This window comes from Polynucleobacter sp. IMCC30063 (assembly GCF_021395235.1).
GTDB lineage: Bacteria > Pseudomonadota > Gammaproteobacteria > Burkholderiales > Burkholderiaceae > Polynucleobacter.
Window position 1 is genome coordinate 33,912 of record NZ_JAJVCQ010000006.1, and the last position, 22,009, is coordinate 55,920.

The 22,009-nt window shown below is 45.1% G+C and carries 21 protein-coding genes, 1 tRNA gene, 1 other RNA gene and 1 pseudogene; 9 read left to right on the top strand and 15 right to left on the bottom strand.

Annotation, left to right across the window (positions count from 1 at the left end):
• Positions 1-3: 3 nt before the first annotated feature.
• From hemF to LZG75_RS10975, 3 genes are read right to left on the bottom strand one after another with little or no spacing between them, the layout of a single operon-like run.
• The gene (gene hemF / locus LZG75_RS10965) at positions 4-930 is read right to left on the bottom strand and encodes an oxygen-dependent coproporphyrinogen oxidase (protein ID WP_233937547.1); all 927 of its coding nucleotides are present in this window, start codon (positions 928-930) and stop codon (positions 4-6) included.
• Positions 927-2,210, bottom strand: a complete 1,284-nt coding sequence (purD, locus tag LZG75_RS10970) for a phosphoribosylamine--glycine ligase (protein WP_233937548.1) — start codon at positions 2,208-2,210, stop codon at positions 927-929. Before purD ends, hemF begins: the two co-directional genes overlap by 4 nt.
• Positions 2,211-2,220: 10 nt before the next feature.
• Positions 2,221-2,940, bottom strand: coding sequence for a YebC/PmpR family DNA-binding transcriptional regulator (locus tag LZG75_RS10975; protein ID WP_233924776.1), 720 nt, complete (start codon positions 2,938-2,940; stop codon positions 2,221-2,223).
• 159 nt (positions 2,941-3,099) lie between these two features.
• On the opposite strand from LZG75_RS10975, the gene LZG75_RS10980 reads away from it, so the two are divergent.
• The 3 genes from LZG75_RS10980 to LZG75_RS10990 all read left to right on the top strand — a co-directional run bounded on the left by LZG75_RS10980 (position 3,100) and on the right by LZG75_RS10990 (position 5,089).
• Positions 3,100-4,074: a quinone oxidoreductase gene (locus LZG75_RS10980; protein WP_233924834.1), complete on the top strand. Its 975-nt coding sequence runs from the start codon at positions 3,100-3,102 to the stop codon at positions 4,072-4,074.
• A gap of 35 nt (positions 4,075-4,109) precedes the next feature.
• Positions 4,110-4,194: transfer RNA gene (locus tag LZG75_RS10985), tRNA-Leu, on the top strand.
• Between the two features lie 193 nt (positions 4,195-4,387).
• Entirely contained in the window at positions 4,388-5,089 is a 702-nt protein-coding gene (locus tag LZG75_RS10990) for a DUF5672 family protein (RefSeq protein ID WP_233937549.1), read from the top strand.
• Positions 5,090-5,165: 76 nt separating this feature from the next.
• On the opposite strand, the gene LZG75_RS10995 is transcribed toward LZG75_RS10990, so the two are convergent.
• The 3 genes from LZG75_RS10995 to lptF all read right to left on the bottom strand — a co-directional run bounded on the left by LZG75_RS10995 (position 5,166) and on the right by lptF (position 8,446).
• Positions 5,166-6,107 carry a CysB family HTH-type transcriptional regulator gene (locus LZG75_RS10995; protein WP_233924774.1) on the bottom strand — a complete coding sequence of 314 codons (942 nt, stop codon included), beginning with the start codon at positions 6,105-6,107 and terminating at the stop codon, positions 5,166-5,168.
• 84 nt (positions 6,108-6,191) lie between these two features.
• Positions 6,192-7,346, bottom strand: coding sequence for an LPS export ABC transporter permease LptG (gene lptG, locus LZG75_RS11000; RefSeq protein ID WP_233924773.1), 1,155 nt, complete (start codon positions 7,344-7,346; stop codon positions 6,192-6,194).
• Positions 7,343-8,446 carry an LPS export ABC transporter permease LptF gene (lptF, locus tag LZG75_RS11005; protein ID WP_233937550.1) on the bottom strand — a complete coding sequence of 368 codons (1,104 nt, stop codon included), beginning with the start codon at positions 8,444-8,446 and terminating at the stop codon, positions 7,343-7,345. Before lptF ends, lptG begins: the two co-directional genes overlap by 4 nt.
• Before the next feature lie 93 nt (positions 8,447-8,539).
• On the opposite strand from lptF, the gene LZG75_RS11010 reads away from it, so the two are divergent.
• Genes LZG75_RS11010 through LZG75_RS11035 form a run of 6 tightly spaced genes read left to right on the top strand, consistent with a single transcriptional unit; the run spans position 8,540 to position 15,373 of the window.
• Entirely contained in the window at positions 8,540-10,192 is a 1,653-nt protein-coding gene (locus tag LZG75_RS11010) for a leucyl aminopeptidase (RefSeq protein WP_233937551.1), read from the top strand.
• Positions 10,193-10,204: 12 nt separating this feature from the next.
• The gene (locus tag LZG75_RS11015; protein WP_233924770.1) at positions 10,205-10,669 is read left to right on the top strand and encodes a DNA polymerase III subunit chi; all 465 of its coding nucleotides are present in this window, start codon (positions 10,205-10,207) and stop codon (positions 10,667-10,669) included.
• 9 nt (positions 10,670-10,678) lie between these two features.
• Positions 10,679-11,467 (top strand): prolipoprotein diacylglyceryl transferase, encoded by a 789-nt coding sequence (gene lgt / locus LZG75_RS11020; RefSeq protein WP_233924833.1) that lies wholly within the window; start codon positions 10,679-10,681, stop codon positions 11,465-11,467.
• Between the two features lie 10 nt (positions 11,468-11,477).
• Positions 11,478-12,782: a malonyl-CoA decarboxylase domain-containing protein gene (locus tag LZG75_RS11025; RefSeq protein ID WP_233937552.1), complete on the top strand. Its 1,305-nt coding sequence runs from the start codon at positions 11,478-11,480 to the stop codon at positions 12,780-12,782.
• Positions 12,783-12,822: 40 nt separating this feature from the next.
• Positions 12,823-13,818, top strand: a complete 996-nt coding sequence (locus LZG75_RS11030; protein WP_370634826.1) for a Bug family tripartite tricarboxylate transporter substrate binding protein — start codon at positions 12,823-12,825, stop codon at positions 13,816-13,818.
• Positions 13,819-13,849: 31 nt separating this feature from the next.
• Positions 13,850-15,373: a malonyl-CoA synthase gene (locus LZG75_RS11035; protein ID WP_233937553.1), complete on the top strand. Its 1,524-nt coding sequence runs from the start codon at positions 13,850-13,852 to the stop codon at positions 15,371-15,373.
• 3 nt (positions 15,374-15,376) lie between these two features.
• On the opposite strand, the gene LZG75_RS11040 is transcribed toward LZG75_RS11035, so the two are convergent.
• The 9 genes and pseudogenes from LZG75_RS11040 to LZG75_RS11075 all read right to left on the bottom strand — a co-directional run bounded on the left by LZG75_RS11040 (position 15,377) and on the right by LZG75_RS11075 (position 22,009).
• Positions 15,377-16,201, bottom strand: a complete 825-nt coding sequence (locus LZG75_RS11040) for a sulfite exporter TauE/SafE family protein (RefSeq protein ID WP_233924766.1) — start codon at positions 16,199-16,201, stop codon at positions 15,377-15,379.
• Between the two features lie 5 nt (positions 16,202-16,206).
• Positions 16,207-16,425, bottom strand: a non-coding RNA gene (gene ssrS / locus LZG75_RS11045) — 6S RNA.
• 105 nt (positions 16,426-16,530) lie between these two features.
• Positions 16,531-16,761: pseudogene (locus LZG75_RS12345) on the bottom strand (cell division protein ZapA); the annotation flags it as partial.
• The gene (locus tag LZG75_RS11050; protein ID WP_233924764.1) at positions 16,733-17,023 is read right to left on the bottom strand and encodes a hypothetical protein; all 291 of its coding nucleotides are present in this window, start codon (positions 17,021-17,023) and stop codon (positions 16,733-16,735) included. The pseudogene LZG75_RS12345 and the gene LZG75_RS11050, both read right to left, overlap by 29 nt.
• Positions 17,024-17,068: 45 nt before the next feature.
• The gene (locus LZG75_RS11055) at positions 17,069-17,611 is read right to left on the bottom strand and encodes a histidine phosphatase family protein (RefSeq protein WP_233937554.1); all 543 of its coding nucleotides are present in this window, start codon (positions 17,609-17,611) and stop codon (positions 17,069-17,071) included.
• A 10-nt stretch (positions 17,612-17,621) separates the two neighbouring features.
• Complete coding sequence (locus LZG75_RS11060) at positions 17,622-18,431, bottom strand: adenosylcobinamide-GDP ribazoletransferase (RefSeq protein WP_233937555.1); 810 nt, start codon at positions 18,429-18,431, stop codon at positions 17,622-17,624.
• 7 nt (positions 18,432-18,438) lie between these two features.
• Complete coding sequence (cobT, locus tag LZG75_RS11065) at positions 18,439-19,482, bottom strand: nicotinate-nucleotide--dimethylbenzimidazole phosphoribosyltransferase (RefSeq protein WP_233937556.1); 1,044 nt, start codon at positions 19,480-19,482, stop codon at positions 18,439-18,441.
• 9 nt (positions 19,483-19,491) lie between these two features.
• The gene (locus LZG75_RS11070; protein ID WP_233937557.1) at positions 19,492-20,985 is read right to left on the bottom strand and encodes a cobyric acid synthase; all 1,494 of its coding nucleotides are present in this window, start codon (positions 20,983-20,985) and stop codon (positions 19,492-19,494) included.
• A complete protein-coding gene (locus tag LZG75_RS11075) occupies positions 20,975-22,009 on the bottom strand; it encodes an aminotransferase class I/II-fold pyridoxal phosphate-dependent enzyme (RefSeq protein ID WP_233937558.1) in 1,035 nt (344 codons plus the stop codon). Before LZG75_RS11075 ends, LZG75_RS11070 begins: the two co-directional genes overlap by 11 nt.

A 22,009-nucleotide genomic window follows, 5' to 3' on the forward strand; every position in this document is an offset into this window, starting at 1 on the left:
AAATTAAGCCAACCAATTACGCGGTTGTAGATAATAGTCGTAGAGCTTTGCTTCGGGAGTATTGGGCGTAGGGTGCCAATTATAGCGCCATTTAACAATGGGCGGCAGTGACATCAAAATCGATTCTGAACGCCCACCTGATTGCAAACCGAAAATAGTGCCGCGATCAAAAATGAGATTGTATTCAACATAACGTCCACGGCGATATTCTTGAAAATCTTTTTCTTCGGGAGTATAGGGCTCTTGATAGCGGCGTTGCAGGATCGGTAAATAAGCGTTGATAAAGGCATCGCCGACTGCACGCATCATTGCAAAGCTCTTGTCAAAACCCAGCTCATTAAAGTCATCAAAAAATATACCACCAATGCCGCGTGGCTCTTCACGGTGCTTAAGGTAGAAATAATCATCACACCATTGCTTAAAGCGGTGGTGTAAATCAGCACCAAAAGGATCTAGGGCATCTTTAGCGGTTTGGTGAAAATGACGGCAGTCTTCGTCATAGCCGTAGTAGGGGGTTAAATCAAATCCCCCGCCAAACCACCAAATAGGTTCTTGATTAGGTGCTTGAGCAATAAAGCAGCGCACATTCATATGGGTAGTCGGCGCTTTCGGATTATGCGGATGAAATACTAATGACACGCCCATTGCCTCAAAGCCGCGACCTGCAACCTCAGGACGATTTTGGCTGGCGGCACCAGGCATTTGGTCACCATGCACATGAGAAAAACCAACCCCACCTTTTTCAAGCACATTACCATTTTCTAAAATACAAGTGCGGCCTGAACCCCTCAGTTTGCTATCTGGAGGCTTCTGCCATTCATCTACGATAAATGCTTTGCCGTCTAATTCGCTCAGCGCTGAGGTAATGCGATTTTGTAGGCCTAAAAAATAGTCTTTAATAAGGGCGATATCGATTGTGGTGGTGGTCATATTGATTTAATGGCGTGATAACCAATGTCATGGCGATATTGCATGCCATCAAAGTGAATCTTGTCGATGGCTGCGTATGCTTTGCTTTGTGCTGCCCGTACTGAATCAGCGAGACCCACGACGCACAAGACGCGTCCGCCAGCAGTAAGAAGGGTATTACCGTTAAGCTTGGTACCGGCGTGAAAGGTAATATGCTCTGCAGAGTCAGCGGGAATCCCAGTAATAGTATCGCCGCCGCGCGGTGTATTGGGATAGTTATGCGCTGCTAAAACAACCCCTAGGGCGGTGCGCCGATCCCACTCAAATTCCACTTCGTTTAATTTGCCGTCGATGGCTTTATCTAATGCCGGCACTAAGTCGCTACGTAAGCGCGCCATAATGGGTTGGGTTTCTGGGTCGCCCATTCGGCAGTTAAATTCTAAATTTTTAATTTGCCCGTTGGGGCTAATCATCACACCTGCATATAAAAAACCGGTATAAGGTATGCCATCATCAGCCATTCCTTTAACGGTTGGCATGATCACTTCACGCATGATGCGCGCGTGAATTTCTGGAGTGACAACGGGCGCAGGCGAGTAAGCCCCCATGCCACCTGTATTGGGACCTTGATCACCATCCAGCAATCTTTTGTGATCTTGGCTCGTCGCTAAAGCAAGCATATTTTTTCCATCAACCAGCACAATAAAACTCGCTTCTTCACCGCTTAAAAATTCTTCAATAATGACGCGCGCACCGGCATTACCAAATTGGTTATCGGCCAACATCATTTCGACTGCTGCATGTGCTTCGGGAAGGGTCATTGCTACCACTACGCCTTTACCTGCTGCAAGACCATCGGCTTTGATCACAATGGGGGCGCCTTTAGCGTCTAGATAAGCATGCGCAGCAGCTAGATCGCTAAAAGTTTGGTAGTCGGCGGTCGGAATGCCGTGGCGCTTCATGAAGGCTTTTGAAAAATCTTTCGAGGATTCAAGTTGAGCAGCGAGTTGGCTAGGGCCAAAAATACGCAAACCCTGTTGCCGAAAGAGATCGACGATGCCAGCAGCTAGCGGTGCTTCTGGTCCCACGACGGTAAAGGCGATATTTTCACGTTTGACAAAATCAGCCAACGCTTGGAAATCGCTAATGGCAAGATTTTCAATGCCAGCTTGTTGTTGAGTGGCCAGCGCAGTGCCGCCATTTCCAGGGGCAATAAAGACTTTTTGAACCAGTGGTGATTGCGCCATTTTCCAGGCTAAAGCATGCTCGCGACCACCTGAACCAATGAGTAATAATTTCATGCGTAGGATTTCATAGTTCAGTGTTTGTATAAACGGCTTGCACGTCGTCCAAATTTTCAAGTGCATCGAGTAATTTTTGCATCGCTTCAAGCTGATCGCTGGTGAGGCTGATATCGGTTTCGGGGCGCATGCTAACAGCCGCTAATTCAGCCTTGAAATTGGCTTTTTGCAAGGCCTCTTGGATCTTGGAAAAAAGCGCCACCGAGCTGATTACTTCAAGGGCACCATCCTCATGACTAATCACATCATCGGCGCCAGCCTCTAAAGCCACTTCCATTAACTGATCCTCATTCGTACCTGGGGCAAATAAAAGCTGACCGCAATGCCGAAATAAAAAAGCCACCGAACCTTCGGCCCCCATATTGCCGCCATTTTTAGTAAAGGCATGGCGCACTTCCGCTACAGTACGAGTGCGGTTATCAGTGAGGCAGTCAACAATAATAGCGGCGCCATTAATGCCGTAGCCTTCATAGCGAATTTCTTCATAGTTCACGCCCTCAAGCGAGCCAGTGCCACGTTGCACTGCCCGCTGAACATTGTCATTGGGCATATTGGAGTCTTTGGCTTTATCTATCGCTAGCCGTAAACGTGGGTTCGTAGCGACATCACCCCCACCAAGTTTGGCGGCAACGGTAATCTCGCGAATTAGTTTGGTCCAAATCTTGCCGCGCTTTTCGTCTTGACGACCCTTGCGGTGTTGAATATTGGCCCATTTTGAGTGACCTGCCATGCAGAAGTATCCTTTTTAGGGTATTTTACAGTTCCTACGGCGTATTTCAGCTGGAATAGAATAAAAGCAAGAAACGCAGGCTTTTGGCTTACAGCCATAATCCTCGGTAATTAAACGCGACATCAATGAAGAAAAGTGGGTAATAGCATGGCAAAAGAAATGGTAAAGGCAATACGTGTAGACGAAGCAGGTGGACCTGAAGTAATGAAATATGTTGATGTGGAATTAGGTGAGCCTGGACCTGGAGAAGTATTAATTCGTCAGCATGCCTGCGGCTTGAATTACATCGATGTGTATTTTCGGATGGGTTATTACCCGCAACCTCTGCCTGCTGGCTTAGGTATGGAAGGGGCTGGCGTAATTGAAAAAGTAGGCGCCGGCGTAACCCATGTCAAAGTTGGCGATCGAGTGGCATATGCTGGACGACCCACAGGTGCTTATGCCGCGGCCCGAGTAATGCCCGCCGATATCTTAGTTAAATTACCCGATGCTATTTCGTTTGAAACTGGCGCAGCGATGATGTTGCAAGGTTTAACGGTAGCCTATTTATTAACTAGTACTTATAAAGTGCAAAAGGGCGACACCGTTTTGTTTCATGCTATTGCTGGCGGAGTTGGTTTAATTGCCTGTCAGTGGTTAAAGGCGATTGGTGCTACGGTCATTGGTACAGTTGGTAGCAAGGAAAAAGCTGAGCTGGCCAAATCGTACGGTTGCGATCACATTATCTTGTATCGTGAAGAAAATTTTGTCAAACGTGTGCAAGAAATTACCGGCGGTAAAGGCGTACCAGTAGCGTACGATTCAGTTGGTAAAGATACATTTATGCAAACACTCGACTGTATTTCACCCTTGGGCTTGGCAGTTTCTTTTGGCGGTGCATCGGGCTCGCCTCCCTTGCTTGATTTGAGTATCTTGGCTGGTAAGGGTTCGTTAAAAGTGACTCGTCCGACGGTGTCAACTTATGTTCTGAACCGTAGCTTGCTTGAACCTATGGCTGCTGAACTATTTAATATGGTACAAAGTGGCAAAGTCAAAATTGAAATCAATCAAAAGTACCGTTTGGCTGATGTGGCTCAAGCCCATACTGATTTAGAAGGGCGCAAGACTACAGGATCGACGATTTTGATACCTTAGTTTGTTAAACTCTAGCCTCTAAAGCGTTTTCACCAGCCTCGGTGATGGAATTGGTAGACGTGCCGGACTCAAAATCCGGTGCCGCAAGGCGTGTCGGTTCGAGTCCGACCCGAGGCACCAAGTTAATAGCATTATCCCCATAACTTAAGGCTACGCAGTTTCCTTAGAGTTTCATCTTAGGTGCTATGAGCTTAGGTGAAGAATATACAAATTTACTCATTTATCATTCATGGGCCTCATGAATCCCCCAGCCTACCTAACAATCGTCCCAGTTTATAAAGTAACGCCTTCAAAAAGTGAGGCATTCTCTTTTATGCAGCTGCGTGAGCTCCAAATTCAAAATGTCACTCTGATGTGTCCAGAAGGACTTGATATTGGGGCTTATGAAGCACTATGGCCAGAGATTAAAATAGCGCGGTTTGCGCCTGAGCACTTTTTAAGCGTTCAAATTTATAACAACTTCATGTTAGAGCCTAGTTTTTATGAAACCTTTGCCGCTCGTTATCAATGGATGCTGGTCTACCAACTCGATGCTTTTGTCTTTAGCAATCACGTTCAAGAATTTTGTGAGCTAGGGTATGACTATTATGGAGCGCCTTGGCGAGTGGGTTATCCAAAACTAAGTTTTTTATTTAATCGCTTTCCTATCCCCCTTAGTACCCAACGCTTTTATGTCGGTAACGGTGGATTCTCTTTAAGAAATATCTCCAAGACCATTGATTTGCTCCACCCCACTCAGGGTCATATCTCGAGAAGCTATTTCATGGAGGATGTCTTCTTTGGATATTGGGGGTCAATCGATTCCCAATTTCATGCCTGCCCTGCGGATATTGGCGCTCGCTTTTCTTGTGAGACTTATCCAGATCATTGGCTCAAAATCACCAAACAATTTCCGATGGGTACGCATAATTTCGAAAGGGTGGGTCCCGAGTGGGCTACTGAGTTCCTTAAACCTTACATTCAAGAGGCGTGCACTAAGCTTTTGCATTCCTTTCCGGAGCTTGGCAGATTTTAAGGCGTTAAGATCTCATCTAACTGCCAAGTAGGCCAATCAGAGCCCCTTAGGGTTTCGATTACGCCTAGAGTTCCACTTAAATTTGATAATTTTCTGCGGTACTCGACATTGCTTGTTCAACAATTTTTTTCGTTAAGGTTGGGGAAAATAACTCAATGAAGGTGTAGATGAATGAGCGTAAGTAAGCACCTTGCTTAACCCCTAAATGGGTCACATTATTCCCAAAGAGATGGCCAACCGCAAGGGCTTTTAAATTGCGATCGCGCTCAGAGTCGTAAGCTACACCCGCCATAATGCCAATTCCCATACCCGTTTCTACATACGTTTTAATGACGTCTGCATCAATGGCTTCCAGAATAATATCGGGCTGTAAATTCCGCGAAGCAAAAGCTGCATCGATTTTGGCGCGGCCAGAAAATGCTTTGTCGTAAGTAATTAAGGGGTATTTGCATAAATCATCGAGCGTAATTACAGTTGCATTTAAAAGTGGGTGACTTAGCGGTACGATTAAGACATGTTGCCATTGAAAACCTGGCAGCGCTAAGATGCCAGGTGTATTGGCAATACCCTCGGTTGCAATGGCAATGTCGGCACGATCGTGGATTAGCATCTCAGCAATTTGACTAGGATTACCTTGCTGCAAACTAACGCGTACCTTAGGAAAACGTTTCGTAAATTCGCTTAATACTTTAGGTAAGGCATAGCGCGCTTGAGTATGCGTGGTGGCAATGACAAAATTACCTTGGTCTTGACTAGCAAAATCTTGGCCAACGCGTTTAAGGGTTTCTACTTCGTCAAGAATATGCTCAATTGAAGCAAGGATGCGTTTACCTGGTTCGGTTAAGGAGCGTATCCGCTTACCATGACGACGAAAAATTTCTACCCCTAACTCATCTTCGAGTTCAATGATCGCTTTGGATACGCCTGGTTGTGAAGTAAAGAGTACTTTGGCAGCAGTAGTTAGGTTAAAGTTTTGCCTTACTGCCTCACGGACAAAGCGAAATTGATGCAAGTTCATCGTTGGTCTTGCCTAACCCTTAGCCTATATACAACTTATGGTCTTAAACCTTCATTCTAAATGAAGTAGGGTAATAAAAGGACGCTATGAACGAGATACCCGCTGCAGGGCAAACAGAGCCAGCCCAAAGTAAATGAGTGGCGGTATAACTGCCGTTAGTATGGCGGGCCATGAGCCTAATAAACCCACATTGGAAAACAGCGAATTAAAAAGCTGGAAACTCATACCGAGCATGATGCCGCCAAATACTTTAATACCGACGCTACCCGAGCGCACTCGTAAATAAGCAAAGGGCAGTGCTAACGCGAGCATGACAAAAATGATGAAGGGGTAAACTAATTTTTTCCAAAATGCAATTGAGTGGCGCTGAGCATCTTGTTTATTTTCATTTAGGTGATCAATAAAGCGGCCTAAGCTTTGAATTGACATTTTCTCGGGGTTGAGTAACAGCACCTCGAGTATCTGCGGAGTGACTTCAGACATCAGCTTTAAGGTGGGATACGTTTTGGTTGTGGCGGAATAAACAGCATCAAGCGGGTCTTTATTTTTGGCCTCTTTAAAGCGAGTTTCGGTAACTTGATTTAAATCCCAAATACCAGCGCTGTCGAAGCGGCCTGAGAGGGCATTGCGAATCGATAAAAGGTGATAGTTGACGTCAAACTCGTACATGCGAATATTTCGAATTTCATTATCGTTTTTAATTTCTCCCACATTTACATAACGAATACCCGGGCGAATGGGACCAGAACCATCTTCATCGCGTAAGCGGTCTTTCACCCATACCCCAGAGCGAAACTGAGATTCAAAATTGGCTCCTAGTGCGCGCGAGCGAATTTGATCGGAAACCGACTCACTGTAAGGCCCCAGCCATTCACTAACGACTAAGGTGAAAATAACTAAAGGTAAGGAAATTTTTGCTAAGGTTATGAGACCCCGTTTTACATCTAAGCCTGCCATGCGAAAAATGGTGAATTCAGATTGACTGGCCATCATTGCAAATACATAAATGCTACCAATGAGTCCGGCAATTGGAATAATTTCAATCATCCGATTCGGGGCTTTTAAGAGCACATGAAGTAAAGCGATGGGGAGGGTATATTTTGAATTCACTGAGCTTAACTCGCCCAAGATATCAAAAAATAAAAATAGAGCTACTAAGGCAAATAAAATAAAGCCAAAGGCCACATAGATTTGCTTAGCAAAGTAACGCTCGTAAATATAAGGGAAAATTAATTTCATTGCCGACCAAACAGCGCAGGTAATTGTCTACGCCACCACGCAATAGAGGGGTTAACACGATTGCGTATCAGTATTAGCGCAATGACTAGAGCAATAAAGTGAATTGGCCAAATGGCCATGAAAAAATTTAATTTGCCTTGAGCTACAAAATTTTGCGCCAAGTTTAATAGATTGCTATAAATTAAATAAATTAACACGGCATAAAATAACGCAGTGTAATTGCCTAAGCGGGGATTGACATAAGCCAGTGGTATGGCAATAAGTACTAATCCTAAAGCCATCAATGGCAAGCCTAGGCGCCATAAGATCTCACCTTTATTTTGATTGGTAGGGGTAGCGAGTAATTCAAACAGGTCTTTTTCTCGATCCCGCGGAGGTGGAGCTTTGATTTCTTTACTCCGTATTTTGGTACGGTACTCCGCAAATTCAAGAATGCGAAAATTAGGTTGAGTTGGCTGGCCATCATAGCGGCGCCCATTTTGAAGGACGACGGTTTTTTCTCCATTGGGCGAGTTCTCTAGATAGCCCGATTCAGCAACCGCAATACTAAGGCGCTGATTGCGAGTATCGGCAACGAAGATATTTTTGATGATATTTTTATCGACATCAATTTGCTCGATAAAGAAAACGCGCTCAGCTTTAGCTGATTCTCGAAATTGACCCGCAGTTACCATTGAGACATCATCACGTTGTTGAAACCGCTGACTAATGACAGTAGATTCTCGATTAGCCCACGGCCAGACAAAAATTGCTAGGGCCCCAATAATGACAATTAGGGGGAGGGCAAAGCTGAGTATGGGGCGAATTAAACTCATAATGCTTAAGCCGCTAGAAAACCACACAATCATTTCTGAATCTTTATACCAGCGCACCAACACGATTAAGACCGCAACAAATAAAGAGACAGTGAGTAAAACTGCGGTGTAACCGAGAGTGGCAAGCGCAATTAACACCAAAGCATCTTCAGGATTGACTTTGCCATTAGCCGCAAAGCCAAGAATACGAATGACTAAGGTCGTAATCATGATCGTAACGAGGATCAGAAAAACACCGCCAGTAGTAAAGCTAAGCTCGCGTCTGAGTGAGCGTTGAAATATCATGCCTGAGAAAATCTTTCGACCTAAATGGTTTGTTTCAAGGATCAGATTGCGTGTCGGAGGATAATGATAAAACCTCTTTTATTCCATCACATCATGACAATCCAATTTAGCACGAAACTATTTGCCCAGGCCGACTTTAGAGCGACGAAAAACCTGAAATCAGCTTTTGCGCTCCTAGTAAAACAGGATAGCGATTGCCTGGTCATGGCCTATTCCAAAGCCGATTTGGTCAATTTACAGGGCCAGACTACTGGGAAAGGGGGCTCTAAGAAAGCCCATCAACGCCTAAATTTAGGTAACCTAGGGCCATTAGCGGTCCTCGACAGCTTTCTTGGCGGAGCCATTTTACGGGCGTCTACTTTTGGCGATTTAGAGGCTAAAGAGGCTACTGTGACCCTTTTAAGGGCCGACTCTAGTTGGCTAGCGCAGGGCGTCAAACTTAAACGAGTTTTATTGGTGGGTTTAGGTGACGCGCAGCAAAAATCGGGTGACGATATTCTGGGCTATGCCAAATTAGCGCGTTCTGCAATTAAGGCCTTGAGTGGCGGCGCAATTGAAACCGCCCTGTGGCTAATGGCTAGCTTTATGGAAAAACCGCATCCGCAAAGGCTTGGCGAATTAGCGCGACTGACCATGCAATTGGCTGGAGATCAGGTTTATCGCTTTGGCGTGCGCCAACCAGCGATGCGCTTTAAGGTAAAAGATACACCCGACCCATTGAAGTCATTTATTTTTATTGGTGGGGGCAAAGAAGCGAGCGCCTTGAAGATAGCAGTGGCCGAGGGCACGGCTTTGGTCGAGGGCATGAATTTAGCTAAAGATTTAGGTAATTTGCCCCCCAATGTTTGCACGCCCACTTATTTAGCGCAAACCGCCCAAGCCTTGGCTAAAAAAACCACTTTGAAAGTAGAGGTGCTAGATCGTAAGCAAATGGAAACTTTGGGAATGGGTTCTTTTCTTGCTGTTACACAAGGGTCTGAGTTACCGCCCCAATTTATTATCATGCGCTATCTTGGCGGTAAGCCCAGTGCAGCACCAACGGTATTAGTTGGGAAGGGCATTACTTTTGATACGGGTGGAATTTCATTAAAGCCTGGCGATGCCATGGACGAGATGAAGTATGACATGTGCGGTGCAGCCTCGGTAATGGGCACAATTTATGCAGCGGCACTGCTTAAATTAAAACAAAATGTCATTGCCGTTATTCCCACTTGTGAAAATATGCCATCCGGTAAAGCCACTCGACCCGGCGATATTGTCAAAAGCATGTCGGGTCAAACTATCGAGATCTTAAATACAGATGCTGAAGGCCGTTTAATTTTATGCGATGCCTTAACTTACGTAGAACGCTTTAAGCCCCGCGCAGTTATTGACGTGGCCACCTTAACAGGCGCTTGTATTATTGCTTTAGGCAGCGTACACAGCGGTTTATTTTCCGACGATGAAAATTTGGTCAAAGAACTCAGTGAGTCTGGCAAAGCGGTACTGGACACGGTTTGGCGTTTGCCATTGGATGCCGCATATCAAGAGCAATTAAAATCGAATTTTGCTGATGTGGCTAATATTGGTGGGCGACCCGCAGGGAGCGTGACAGCCGCATGTTTCTTAAAGCGCTTCACCGAGAAATATTGTTGGGCGCATTTAGATATTGCTGGTACAGCTTGGAAAAGTGGTGCCATGAAGGGCTCTACAGGGCGCCCCGTGCCTTTGTTATTTAATTATTTAGTGACCTACGGAGCACCTTAAGCGAGTTTACGTATGGCAAGAATTGATTTTCATAGCAATGTGGGCGATAAGCTAGATTATGTGTGTCGGCTCACACGCAAAATTTGGAGTTCAACGGCAGAAGGCCAGCCTGTGCGGCCCATTGTGATTGTGGCAAATAAAGCTGAGCTGAAGCGCCTGGATGAGCTACTCTGGACTTTTAGTAAGACCGATTTTTTACCCCATTGTTTTATCGATCATGAGGCGGCTGCAGAAACCCCGATTGTCTTAACTGAAGATTGCGCAGTGAATAGCTTACAAGCGATTCCGCATGCGGATATTTTGATCCAATTAGGCCAAGAGATGCCTAGCGATATCACAGCCCTAGTAGAACGTTTCCCCCGCATCGTCGAAGTGGTTACAACCCATGAAGCAGAGCGCTTAGCTGGACGCAATCGTTTTAAAACTTATCGTGACTTAGGTCATGAGCTACACAATTTTGACCAAACTAAAACCTGAGTGCCTGCCGTGCTAATTCATCCTAACTTTGATCCGGTCGCTATTCATCTGGGCTCTTTTGGTATTCATTGGTATGGTTTAACGTACTTGATGGCGTTTGCGCAGTTTATTTTACTCGGCCGTATCCGCATTCGTATGCCGCAATTTAAAGCCTTGGGCTGGACCAATAAAGAGCTTGAAGATTTACTATTTGCTGGAGTTTTGGGAGTGATTATTGGTGGACGTTTAGGCTACGTTTGCTTTTATATGCCCGCATTTTATTTGTCACATCCCCTTAATATTTTTAAAGTCTGGGAGGGCGGGATGTCCTTTCACGGGGGTTTACTTGGAGTAATTACCGCGATGTTCTGGGTTGCCCATAGGCGACATACTAGCTTTCTTACGGTGAGTGATTTGGTTGCCCCCTTGGTGCCATTTGGATTAGCCTTTGGGCGCCTAGGAAATTTTATTAACGGCGAGCTCTGGGGTCGTCCCACAGATGTTCCTTGGTCAATGGTATTTCCAGCTGTTGACAATTTACCGCGCCATCCCTCACAACTCTATCAATTGGGTGGAGAAGGTCTGCTTTTGGGTATGGTGCTTTGGCTTTATGCCAGGCATCCTCGCCGGCTAGGACAGGTATCTGGATTTTTTCTAGTGGGGTATGGCATCTGTCGCTTTCTCGCTGAATTCGCCCGTGAACCTGATGCTTTTTTAGGTTTATTGGGGCTGGGTCTGTCGATGGGTCAATGGTTGTCCTTGCCTATGGTTGCCTTTGGGTTATATTTGCTGCTTAGACAAAAAAATAGCAAACCCTGAAGGAAGTAGCATGCTCGAGAAACTGACTAAGTCACGGTATTTGGCGCGTGCTATTGGCGCAGTTAACCGCCTGATTTCTGAGCGCGGGGAATCGAATGCGGTCAGCATGGCTGATGAGTTAATTCATAATTATCGTAAATTAGATAAAGATCAGCACATAAAGTTTTTCACCGCATTAGCTGAAAAATATAATCCTGACCCCGATAAAGTATTAAAGGCTGCGCAAAGTTTTGCTGCTGATCCAAATACACGCAACTATGTGCGTTTACAGCGAATTACCGAATCGCCACGCCAAGAACTACTACGCCGTCTTAATCGCGCTCGCGCAGGTACTGCAGCGGTGGTAGAAATGCGCCGCGATTTGTTGCAGTTACTCGATAAAAAACCCGAACTAGCAACAGTTGATTTTGATATGCGCCATCTACTTTCCTCTTGGTTTAATCCAGGATTTTTAAAGATGCACCGAGTCGATTGGAAGTCGCAAGCTGAAGTGCTAGAGAAAATTATTAAACATGAGGCTGTGCATGCGATTGATGGCTGGGATGATTTACGCCGTCGTTTACAGCCCGATCGTCGCTGCTTTGCTTTTTTTCATCCCCAATTACCTGATGAACCCTTAATTTTTGTAGAAGTCGGTTTATTACCAGATATTCCCATAGCCATTGCCCCGTTAGTAGACAAGAAGGCTGAGGCAGTAAGTCAGCCAAAAGAATATAAAGTGGCCGCCTTTTATTCTATTAGTAACTGCGAGCCAGGCTTGCGCGGCGTTTCGATGGGTAATTTTTTAATTAAGCGGGTTGCTGAACAATTGCATGCGGAATTTCCGTCGCTTAAAACATTTATTACTTTATCGCCTATTCCAGGTCTTGTAGATTGGATTGCTGCGGGTGCAAATTTAGCGGATCAAATGCCGATGGAGCAAATTAAGCCAGCACTTCGTACTGCCCGTGATCAGGCCTTAGCAACTCTAAATTTAACGGATCATTCTTGGGCAGAGCGTTTAGGCGGAGGATGGCATCCTGATACTGCTACGGCAAAGGAAAAAAGTGCATTACTCTGTTTAACAGCGCTATATTTGGCTCACGTCTCAACGGGACGCAATGGCAATCCTGTAGCTAAATTTCACTTAGGTAACGGTGCGAAGTTGCATCAAATTAATTGGGCGGGTGATTTATCGCGTAAGGGTTTACGCCAATCAGCGGGCATTATGGTCAATTATCTATATGATTTAGCTAGCGTAGAAGAGAACCACGAACGCTTTGTCAATGGTGAGGTCATGTATTCGCGTTTGATCAGTCGCTTAATGGCCTCTTAGCTTAAAATAACCAGCACATAAATAAAGGAGACTTAGCATGATGGTTCAATCAAATAGTTTATCCCTACTGGCGCAACAACTGCGCTTGGCTTTTGTCTTAGCCTTAATGGCATTTGCTGGCGTAGTTGTAGCTCAGACGTGGCCTACCAAACCTATTACTTTATTAAATCCCTTTCCTGCTGGCGGCGGTACTGACGCTTTTGCTCGTCCTTTAGCCGCTCAGTTAGGCGAGCAATTGGGCGTACAAGTATTAATCGATAATCGTGGTGGAGCTGGTGGCACAGTGGGTGCTTCGGTTGCAGCCAAGGCACCCCCTGATGGGTATAGTTGGTTTATTGGCGCTTCGCACCACACTATTGCACCTTCGATGTATAAAAATCTTGATTACGATATTGAGAAGAGCTTTATCCCCGTTGCTCTCATTGCTAGCCCACCACAAGTTTTAGTAGTTAATCCACAAAAAGTGAGTGCGCGTGATTTAAAGCAATTTATTGAGCTCTTAAAAAAGAACCCTGGTAAATATAATTTTGCTAGTGCTGGTAGTGGCACCGTGCATCATTTAGCGGGCGAATTATTTAAAATACAAACGGGTACCTTCATTACGCATATTCCTTATCGGGGTGCAGGCCCAGCGATGAATGATTTATTGGCAGGGCAAGTTGATCTTGAGTTTGATGGTTTAGGTACTTCAGCGCAGCAGATTAATGGTGGAAAACTATTTGCTATTGCGGTTGCTTCACCTAAGCGCTCACCAGCAATTCCGAATGTACCGACCTTCATGGAGGCTGGTCTACCGAATTATGAAGTGTCAACGTGGTATGCCATGTTTGCCCCCAAAGGTACGCCAAAGCCCATTGTCGACAAAATGATTGCAGAAGTGGAGAAAGCGCTAAATACACCAAAGTTAAAAGCCATTTGGGCTTCCAACGGCTCGGATACCCCAAATTTATATGGCGAAGCGTTTGGAAAATTAGTTAATTCAGATGTTAAGCGTTGGGCTGGGGTAGTTAAAAAATCGGGCGCCACTCTCGATTAATTGTTATGCAGTAGATCATTTTGAGGTTCGTATGAATTTGTATTCAGTATTGGAAAAGGGTTTTCCAAAAGATCGCAAAGCGTGTGCAATCGAAACTCAAGATGGTTTGTATTACTCGTGGAGAGATTTAGAGCGCGCTTCAGCAATGTTGGCCAACCTCTTAAAAAGTCTTGGCTTGCCTCAAGGGGCTCGGGTTGCAGTTCAAGTAGAAAAGTCGCCCGAGGCCCTATTTTTATACTTAGCCACTATTCGGGCGGGCTATGTTTACCTGCCTTTAAATACCGCTTATCAGGCTGCTGAAATTCAATATTTCATTGAAAATGCTAAGCCTGCAGTCATGGTCTGTAGCAGCAAAAATTTTGCTTGGGTTTCTAAGGTTGCATTTAAGGCGGGCACGAATCACGTATTTACCTTAGATGACAACCGCTCGGGTAGCTTACTTGAGCGCGCTACTGGTCAAAGTGATCAATTTAAAACGGTGGCCTCTAAAGACGATGATTTAGCTGCCATTCTCTATACCTCAGGTACTACTGGACGTAGCAAAGGAGCGATGCTAACGCATCGTAATTTAGGCAGCAATTGTTTAGTATTAAAAGATTTTTGGCAATGGCAAAAGGGTGATGTTTTATTACATGCCTTGCCGATTTTTCATGTACATGGTTTATTTGTGGCGGTCCATGGCGCTTTAGTGAATGGCAGCAAAATGATTTGGCTACCCCGCCTCGATACTGCCCAACTAATTCAGCAAATGCCCCGCGCTACTGTCATGATGGGAGTGCCTACCTTTTATGTGCGTCTAACGGCTGACAAGACCTTTACGAAAGCAGTATGTCGCAACATGCGTTTATTTATTTCTGGTTCTGCACCCTTGCTAACTGAAACCTTTAACGAGTTTAAAAAGTTGACTGGACATACTATTCTAGAGCGTTATGGCATGAGCGAAACCATCATGCTGACTTCTAATCCATATCAAGGTCCTCGGGTTGGTGGGGCCGTTGGCGTGCCGTTACCCGGAGTGAGCGTCAGGGTGGTGAGTGATGACGGGCAAATTTGTCAGGTAGACGAAATAGGCGGTGTACAAGTAAAGGGCCCTAATATTTTTAAGGGTTACTGGCACATGCCTGAAAAAACCGCTGAAGAATTTACTGCTGATGGTTGGTTTAAAACAGGTGACGTGGGTCGCTGGGGCGGAACAAATATTAGCGGTAAAGTTCCAGATCATTATTTATCGATTGTGGGCCGTAGTAAAGATTTGATTATTTCTGGGGGCTATAACGTTTATCCCAAAGAGATTGAAAGTTTTATTGATGACATGGCCGGCGTCGCAGAGAGCGCCGTCATTGGTATTCCGCACCCCGATTTTGGTGAGGCTGTGTTGGCAGTAGTTGTACCAAAAGCAGGAGTGAAATTAGATACCCAATCCATGATTGATTCGCTCAAAGGGCAAATCGCGAATTTTAAAGTACCTAAGCGCATTGAAATCATGAAGGATTTACCTCGGAATGCAATGGGCAAGGTACAGAAAAATATGTTGCGTCAGCAGTTTGCGAGCTAAGTGCTAAGTAAAAAATCCAAATGCTTTACGGCTTTCGTTCAACATAAAGCCAGCTATAAAAAATAATAGCACTCCGAAAACCCGCTTTAGCTGGGCAACATTGAGTTTGCGCGCCATTTTTGCGCCCAGTGGGGCAGTAAATATACTGATCACCACAATACAGGCAACTGCAGGAACATAAACAAAGCCCAAAGAGCCGGCTGGTAAATTAGGTTGTCCCCAACTGCCATACATGTATCCCAGCGTAGCTGCCGCGGCAATAAAAAAACCTAATCCAGAAGAGCTGGCCATGGCAATATGGGGTTTGACGTTGCACCACAACATAAATGGCACGGTAATAAAAGCGCCACCTGCTCCAACTAGGCTAGAAAGTACTCCCGCAAACGAACCAAAGGAAAAAAGCCCCAGAGTTCCCGGTAGCTCTCGCCCCGCATGGGGTTTTTTGTTGATGAACATTTGAATGGAGCTATACACAATAAAGATAGCAAAAAAGAGCGATAGCCAAGCTGTTTTTAAAGCTTCAAATAATTCACTACCGCCAATCAGGCCGCCGACAATCATTCCAGGGCTTAGTGCCGCAACTAATTGCCAATCGATTGACTGATGCTTGTGATGGGCCAATATAGCCGATGCTGAGGTAAATAAAATAGTCGCCATACCTGTAGCGATGGCCATATGCACAATGAGACTTTGATCAAAATTTAAATGGTTAAAAACGATGATCATAAATGGTACTAAGATCATGCCGCCACCAATGCCGAGTAAGCCTGCTAAGAAACCCGAAATACCGCCGCAGACTAGCAGTAGCAGAATGTCATTAAATGACATAAAAAAGATTCCCCACCTTAGCCGCTAGGCCCTCATCCTGAACCCTAAGGTTCAAGTTGGAGCGGCAGTTACGCTTCGGGTGCATTAAGATGCACAGGGAGTATCAAGCCAGAAGCCGACACTGTGAAACATCGAAACGCTCACGCCCACGTAGCAAAGACCGCTCCGTATGCTTTCGCATCGGTTCAAGGAGCTATTGGCCTTGGCGAACCAGGCAGGGAAAGGGTTTTCAACAAGGCATCGACTTGATCTTCCAGCGCATTCACTTCGCTTGCTAGACGTGAGATCTCTGCACTATTTTCTGGGGCAGTGGTTGGTGATGCCTGAGGAATATTTAGGGCAGTCTCTTTAGCAGTGATGAGATCGCCCGCTAATTTTAAGGCAGCCATCAGGGTGGCACGTTCGAGACTGCGATTGCCGCTAGCAATGGCTAGCTGTATGTGATCATCTACTAATTGGCAAGCTGAACGAAGTAAAGGCTCATGTTCATCGCTGGTTGCCAGGGTAATTTTCTGGCCAGCAATAGTTACATCAATGCGTCGTTGGCTCATGGTCATCATTATCTAAATTAGGGGGGCTTGTAGAGCTAGCCGACTCACCAAGTAAATTGAGTTGGCGTGTATCGCCTTGATCGGGAAGGCGGCTTAAGATGTGCTGAATCCGTTTTTGAGCATCTTCTATTTTGCCTTCTAGTGCTAGGCGATTTTGGCACATGGCTTCGGTCGCAGTTTGGATGGCGGCGATTTTATGCTTAATGCGTTCAAGACTGGCTTGAAAATCAGTCAGCAAATTTGAAGTTGTTTCACTGGTTTCGGGACTCATAAGATCCATTGTATATCGAGCTGTAATCTAATAGAAAGAGCTCAATTACGAGCCCATTTCTAGGGTTTGGTGACACCCCACCGAAATGACGTCGATGGGCCAATCACTGGCTTGGGTAATGAATTTTTTAGCGTGCAATAAATGGCTTGCGCGAATTACACCGGCATGGGTAATCCAAGCACAATTAGTAGAAAATTTTCGGTAACTTTGATTGACTCTTGCCATAAATGTGCTTACAGATTCTCCGCCTCCAGGCGAATAATGCAAAAAGTTGTCGGTCCATGCTGCAATTTCATTCTGCGGTATATCTTGCCATAACTTTCCTTCCCAGCTACCAAAATCCATTTCTTGTAGGTTGGGATCAAGCTCAATTTGGAGATCCTTGCGAAGCGCTAAAAGCGTTATTGCTAAATGGTGACAGCGTTGGAGTGGTGAGCAATAGATTATTATGTGATCTGGCAAAGTTGCAGCTAAGGACTGTGCTTGAGTAGCATTGCTTGCGGGGTCACTAGCGATATCTAGCTGTCCATAACAAGTACCTGATTTAATCAGCACTTGAGGGTGACGAATGAGCCAAAGTTGTTTCATGGGCAGCTGTTTAGACGGCAATGAGAAAGCCGATGTATAGGCCAATTTCACATAATTGTTGTGCCGCCCCGAGTCCATCGCCGGTATAACCCCCTAAGCGTGATTGCAAACGGGTTTTAAGATAGAGCCAAATTAAGCCTGAAAGTAGTAGGCCAAGCAAAAGTTGTTGCCATTGAATTAACTCCAATCGAAGCAACCCAAAACAAATGACCAGAAGAATACTACTGAGAATTAGCAGTTGTTTACTCGAGATGAAACGCGTGATGTAATGGGTTTTGGATCCCGCTAAATCGCCTACATTCGGTAGCAAATAGACTAAACCTAATGGCCAGGCTCTTGAGATGATATTAACCAAACAAATTGCGACGATCACATGAGCTGGATTAAGTAGTGCCTGACCTAAGGCGCCAATTAACAAAATACGAATCAAGGTGGCAAGAATTAGCGCTAAGCCACCATAGGTGCCAATACGTGAATCCTTCATAATTTCTAGGGCTCTGGCGCGATCGGGTGAGCCACCTAACCCATCAATTAAGTCAGCTAAGCCATCCTCATGCAAAGCCCCGGTTAGCCAGATGCTACTAGCTACACAAAGAGCGGCAGCTAATAACGTGCTGGCACTACTAGTGGGAAAAAGAAGCATCGCTAGTAACCAAACTAATGAACAGCAGATGCCGACAATTAAACCTACTGCAGGCGCATAAATAAGGCTATCACTTTCTTTTTGAGGACACCAATCAGCCCAGCGCATCCAACTTTTAGGAATAGGCAAACGGGAAAAAAACTGGACTGAAATTAACAGGTGGCGAATGAAATTCATGATTAATTTAATTAATATTTTTTGTGCTTACTTGCGCACTAGAAAAACTTGCCATTTCATTTAAAAGATAACAGGCTGAGATGAGTAATGGCCAAGCGAGCGCCGCCCCTGATCCCTCACCTAATCTTAAGTCTAAATCAAGCAGGGGCTTCACATTTAAATGGTTTAAAAGTTGAGCATGCGCTTGCTCATGAGAGCAATGGGAAAAAATACAATACTGCAATACATTGGGGTCAAGCGCTTGCGCAATTAAGACAGCCGAGCTAGTAATAAATCCATCAACGACAATCACGCGGCGTTGCGCAGCAGCTTGTATGATCGCGCCTACCATTGTGGCCATTTCGAAACCGCCAAAAGCGCAAAGCACCTCAATTGCCGAGTTAGCCTGAGAATGTCGTTGTAATACTTTTAGTAACACGCTGATTTTTTTTTGTAAGCCAGCGTTATCAAGACCAGTTCCAGCGCCTGTGCATTTTGCAATGGGTATGCCTAATAGACGACTCATGATGAGTGAAGCAGCAGCAGTATTCCCAATACCCATTTCACCGAGTAAAAGTACGTTGCCCGGTAACCCGCAAATAATCTCCTGACCATTTTTGATGGCCTGCAAGCATTGTGATTGCTGCATAGCGGGCGTTTGACTAGAATCGGCAGTGCCAAATGCCACCTTCTTAATAATTAAACCTTTGCGCGGTAATATTTCTTTGGCAACGCCAGTATCGACTATGGTCAAATCTAGCTGGTGTTGGCGCGACAGCACACTAACTGCAGCACCGCCAGCTAAAAAATTCTCGACCATTTGCCAAGTGACATCACTCGGAAATGCAGAGATACCCTGCGCAGTTAAGCCATGGTCACCTGCAAATACGACTAACTGTGGTTGAACTAGGATAGGGTTTGAGCTATTTAAAATTAAGCCCAATTGTTTGGCTAATGATTCAAGTTGACCTAAAGAGCCAAGCGGCTTAGTCTTATTGTTGAGTTCTGCTTGAATTAATTCACCTAATTCGACATTGTTAAGTGGGGCGATGAGGGGTAATTCTATATTCATCCGATGCTTTCATTCAACCAAGGAGAGTAAGGTTTCTTTTGGAATATGGTGCCCAATTAAATCAGCGAGATTATTAAATACCGTATCTAGAGTTTTAGCTTCTTTGCCAAAGAGAGATTTGATAACGGCCGGATCCTCAAATAACCCATGTATATAAATACCAAGCACGTTACCAAGCGAATTTTGCCAAGCTAAGTCAGCAATAATTTCTTGCGCCATTAGCGCTTGTTTTTCATTGTCTGCAGTTTTGTGAGAGGACTTGCCATGATGAATTTCATAGCCAAATACCTCTAGGTAAGATAAAGCAGACCAAAGGCCCTTAACTTGACCGAAGCGAACAGTGATTTTATTTACTTGTTTATCCTTAGCAAAAGTCGTTTGAATTGCTAAGTGCCCTAGGCCCGTTGCCGCACCATCAATATTAAATGGATCGTGCAGCACTTGGCCAAGCATTTGTAGACCCCCGCAGATACCCAGAACCATTTTCCCCCGCTGGATATGTTTCTCAATAACCCGCTCAAAGCCGCATTGTTTTAACCAGGCTAAATCAGCGCTGGTCTGTTTTGAGCCAGGCAAAATAATCCAGTCGACATCTTCTAAAGAGCTTGGCTGACGAGCCCAAATTAGTTCTAAATCTGTAATATTTTTAAGTGGTTGAAATTCATCTAAATTACTAATGCGGGGATAGACCAAAACTGCCACTTTTAGGGCGCCAGCTTTTCTATCAAGTGTGCGCTCATCGAAAATTCCATCCTCTTCAGGAAGGCCATGATTAAACAACATGGGGATGGTGCCAATAATTGGAATTCCAGTCAATGATTTCAATTGCTCTGGGGCTGGAGCAAGTAGGGTGGGGTCCCCCCGAAATTTATTTAACAAAAACCCCTTGATACGTTGCTGGTCGGGTTTAGGCAGCAAAGCCCAGGTGCCATAAAGATGCGCGAAAGCACCGCCACGATCAATATCGGTTACTAAAATACATTGAGCGTTTGCATAACGTGCTACTCGTAAGTTGACAATATCACTAGCCATTAAATTAATTTCAGCTGGCGATCCTGCACCCTCTATTACTAATACATCATTTTCTGCTATTAAGTAATCGAGGGATTGTTGAATATGTGGCCAAATTTTTTCGCTGCGCTCGCGCCATGACATAGTGCTTAATTCAGTATTGACTTTGCCTAATAAAATTACTTGGCTACGGGTATCCGCTTCGGGCTTAAGTAGCACTGGATTCATGTTGACGTTGGGTTCAGCATTGGCAGCTAGGGCTTGAAAATATTGCGCCGAGCCAATTTCACCGCTAGCTTGGTCAGCATTGCTAAATTCAGTTACTGAACTCTGGCGCGTATTCACGACACGCGCATTATTGCTCATATTTTGCGCTTTGAAGGGCGCTACTTTATAGCCCTGTCGAGCATACCAGCGGCATAGCGCTGTGCTTACCCAGCTTTTACCAGCACCGCTTGAAGTGCCTAGGACCATGACACATTTAGCGGGCATACAATTTTTCAGTAGGCGGGGATATTGACTGCCAAGCTTGACAGAGTCGAATTTGTGAGGCGGGCGGTAATACAGCTATCCGCACGCAGTCAGCTAAGCCAAAGGATAAGGTATCGCGTAATTTAATACCACTTTGCCTTAGTTGAAACAATAAGTGACAAAGATCATTTACGGGAGGTTTAGCGCAATAAAAATTGGTTTCACTAGGATAGATTTCCCAACCCATTGCTTGGCATCGCTGCAGTTGCTGCACTTTCCATTCACGCAAGCTGTTTAGGCTTTCTTGTAACCACATGTGAGTTTCGTATTTTGCCCAACTTGAGAGTAAGCTGACACCGTCAACGCCAAGCGGCCAAGAGGGCGCCAGTAATTCAAGTTCAGCAATAAGGGCAATGGCTGCTTTCGGGGCGATGGCATAGGCGGCTCGAATACCGGTTAGACCCAATGCTTTGTTAGGCGACCAAAGTTGCCACACTTGGTCTAACTGGGTTTGATTTAATGCACTTTCTCCACTTAAGCGTAAGGGATCATAAGCACGATCAAGGACGCAGATTTGCTGCGCTTTTAGTGAGTCAATTAAAGCGCCAATAGAGCGGGAAGTTTCTCCGAATGGAGTTGATGGATCGCATACCCAGATCAGATTAGCATCTTGGCTAGTAGTGACCGTCGCCAAGCTCCAAGCTTCCGCTGCATTTTTATAATCGCTATAACTGTACCGAGGTAAATATACTTGCGGTCTGATAGATACTTGATTATTTGCCTGTTTGGCAATGTGCGCGCTCATGCGATAAATAAATTCACTAGCACTAGCCGCCAATACAATGCGCTGAACAGGCACTTGATGCCATTGCGCTAACAGTTCTTTTAGTGCTGTGTAGTTTGGGTCGGGATATGCTGTATGAGTAGTGTTGATTAGTGCTTCTAAGGTAATTGGGCATGGCCCAGCACCATTTGCATTGGTAGAGAAATCATCAGTAATAGGCCCCAATGAGTCAGGGCCACCATGGGTCTTATATAAAGTCAT